This is a genomic window from Caballeronia sp. dw_276 (assembly GCF_018449635.1).
GTDB lineage: Bacteria > Pseudomonadota > Gammaproteobacteria > Burkholderiales > Burkholderiaceae > Caballeronia.
The window spans coordinates 1-3,539 of record NZ_JAAVUV010000031.1 but is presented as its reverse complement, the minus strand read 5'-3'; the positions used below and the strand labels follow the sequence as shown (position 1 = coordinate 3,539).

The 3,539-nt window shown below is 66.9% G+C and carries 1 protein-coding gene; it reads left to right on the top strand.

Features of this window, described 5'->3' with window-relative positions; genetic code table 11:
- A partial coding sequence (locus HB633_RS30420) for an HAD-IIIC family phosphatase (protein WP_213781833.1) occupies positions 1-3,539 on the top strand: 3,539 nt, incomplete at both ends.

Sequence of the window (3,539 nt, the reverse complement as noted above, 5' to 3'; positions counted from 1 at the left end):
CGCCGCTGTCGTTCACGCAGCAGCGGATCTGGTTTCTGGAGCAACTCGCCGCCGGCCAGGCGACTTTCAACGTTCCCGCCGTGGTACGGCTGACGGGTCCGCTCGACAGCACGGCTCTTGCTGCCGCGCTCGCCGAAGTGATACGCCGCCACGAAGTATTGCGCACCTCTTTCGTGGCCCTCGACGGCGTGCCCGGCCAGCGGATTTTGCCCACCTCGGCCCTCGGCCCGGCGTTCGGACCGGCTCTCGATCCGGTTTGCGCCAGCGAGGCCGAGATCCCGACCCTGCTGGCCGACACGATCGGCCTGCCCTTCGATCTGACGCAAGGTCCACTGCTGCGCGGGACGTTGTTCAGACTCGGCGAGCAGGACCATATCGTCGCGGTCACGGTGCATCACATCGTGGCCGACGGCTGGTCGATCGGCGTTCTGGTGCGGGAGATGGCGGCACTGTACGACGCGTTCGTCCACGGCCATCCGTCGCCGCTACCGGAACTGCCGCTCCAGTACGCCGATTACGCGCACTGGCAGCGCCAGCGCATGGACGGCGACGAGATCGGATCCGCTCTGGCGTTCTGGCGCGGGCAACTGGACGGGGCCCCGGCAGTGCTCGCTTTGCCGACCGATCGGCCGAGACCACCGGCACAAAGTCACCGGGGCGACACGCTGTCGCAACTGCTGCCGCGCGCCGAACTCGAGGTGCTGCAGCACACCGCGGCGCGGGCGCGGACGACGCTGTTCACCGTGCTGCTCGCCGGACTCGGGGCGACGCTCGCGGCGTGGACCGGCCAGCACGATATCGTGCTCGGCACGGTCGTCGCGGGTCGCGACCAGGCCGAGCTCGAAGGCCTGATCGGCTGTTTCATGAATTCGCTCGCGCTGCGTGTGCGCAGCGCAGCCGGTGATTCCTTCGACACCCTGCTGCAACGCACGGCGGCAACGACGCTCGATGCCTACTCGCACCAGCACGTACCGTTCGAGCGGATCATCGAGGCCGTGAATCCGCAACGCGACGCCGCCTACAACCCGGTGTTCAACGTCGCACTCCTGCTGCAGAACTTCCCTGCCGAAGAGCACTTCGGCGAGGGTCTGCGCGCGCATGCGGTCGACGCCGGGCAGCAGAAGGCCGAACTCGACTTGCGCTTCGTGTTGCAAACGGGTGAAGCGGGTCTGCACCTGAACTGCGAATACGCGAGCGACCTGTTCGAGGCCGACACGATCGAAGCCCTGCTGTCGTTCTATCGCGAAGTCCTCACGCAAGGCATGCTGCACCCGCAGCGCGAGCTGGGCGCAATGGCGCTGCCCGAGGCCTTGCGGGCGCAACGCGAGGCCGCGCGCCGCACGGCGCGCGGCACGACGGTCGCGATCGCCTCGAGTTTCACCGCGGAACCCGTGGACGCGGCGCTGCGTTACTGGCTGCAGCGCTTCGAACTGGCGCCCCGGATCGTGCACGCGCCATACGGCCAGATATTCCAGAGCCTGCTCGATCCGCAGGGCGGATTTGCCGGCAACGAAGGCGGCGTCAATACGATCCTGCTGCGCTGGGAAGACTGGCTGCGCGACACCGCACCCGAGGCGGGTCTGCATGAACACGAGGCCACGCTGCAACGTCACCTCGACGATCTGGTCGCGGCACTCGGCACGGCGAGCGCGCAATCGACAGCAACGTGGTTCGTGGTCGTGTGTCCCGCGTCGCAGGCCCGGCTGGCCAGACCTGCCGAAGCGGCCTGTCTCGCCGCGCTCGATGCACGGCTGGGCGCGGTGCTCGCCGCGATGCCCGGCGTCTACGTGACGGACGCCGCTTCGATGCTGCAGCGCTATCCGGTTGCCGGTTATGACGACGCTTATGCCGACGCGGCGGGCCACGTTCCCTATACGACACCGATGTACACGGCAATCGGTACCGCACTCGCACGCGCGGTCGTCGCCTCGCGCACGAGACCGAAGAAGGTGATCGTCCTCGATTGCGACGACACGTTATGGAAAGGGATTTGTGCAGAGGCCGGGCCGTCCGGCATCACGGTGACGCCGGGACATGCCGCGCTGCATGAGTTCATGATCGCGCAGTACCGCGCGGGCGTGCTGCTGTGTCTATGCAGCAAGAATGTCGAGGCCGATGTCGATGCGGTGTTTGCCGCTGCCGACGGCATGCGACTCACGCCGGAGCACATCGTCTCGCGGCGCATCAACTGGCAGCGCAAGTCTGAAAACATCCAGTCGCTGGCGGACGAATTGCAGCTGGGACTCGACAGCTTTGTCTTCATCGACGACAGCGCGGCGGAATGCGCACAGGTACGCATGGCGCTTCCCGAGGTGCTGGTGCTGCAGATGCCGGAGGACGACGCGGCTATCGCGGACTGGATCGGACATGTCTGGGCGCTCGACCGGCTGAAGGTGACGGGTGATGCGAGCCGACGCACCGAGCAGTATCGTCAGAACCGGCAGCGCGAAGCGGTACGCGCCACCGCGCCGAGCTTCGAATCGTTCCTGGCTTCGCTGGCCCTGGAGGTGGAGATCGCCCCCGTCGGCGAACACGATATCGAACGGGTCGCCGAGCTGACGCAGCGTACCAATCAGTTCAACGTGCGACCGGTGCCGCTGGGCGCGGGCGATATCCGCACGTCGAGCATGGCAGGCGTATGCGCGGCGGTTCGGGTGCGCGACCGTTTCGGCGACTATGGCTTGACGGGCGTGCTGGCTTACCGCATCGACGGTGACGAGGCACGTGTCGACACGCTGTTGCTGAGCTGTCGCGTGCTGGGTCGTGGCGTCGAGCACCGCCTGCTGGCGTGGCTGGCCGACGCTGCTGCCCAGGCGGGCTGCAGGCGCATCGTCGTGCCCTACGTCGTGACGGGGCGCAACGATCCGGCCATCAGCTTTCTGTCCGGCATCGAGGGCATGAGCGAGCACACGTCGTCAGGGCAGTTCGAGATCGACGTCGAGCGTGCTGCATGCCTGACATCCACGGCAGTAACGCCCGATGGTGCCGACGAGACGAAAGCCGCCAGCGAGACGGAGGTTGCCGAGGCGGGCGTTACCTCGCCTGACGTGAAACCGACCGCGATCGATAGCCGAAACGCACGTCGCGAGGCACTGTTCGAACGGATCGCCACCGAAGACAACGCACCGCAGGCCATTGCACAGCGGATCGCCGCGCTCGATCGCCGCACCAATACGCATAGCCGTCACATCGTGCCGCGGGCCGGCACCGAATCGATCATTGCCACGATCTGGAGCGAGATACTCGGACTCGATCGGGTCGGTGCGCAGGACGACTTCTTCCGGCTGGGCGGCCATTCCCTGCTCGCGACGCAGATCATGTCGCGGGTCAGCCGTGCCCTGGGCGTTGATCTGCCGTTGCGGGCGCTGTTTGAAGCGCCTGTGCTGTCTGCGTTTGCCGTGCGCGTCGATGCGGCGTCGAAGGACAGCACCGGCAACGGCGTCGGCATGATCGTCCCGGTGCCTCGCGAGGGGCAGGCGCTGCCACTGTCGTTTGCCCAGCAGCGGCTCTGGTTCCTGGACCAGTTGCAGCCGGGCAGC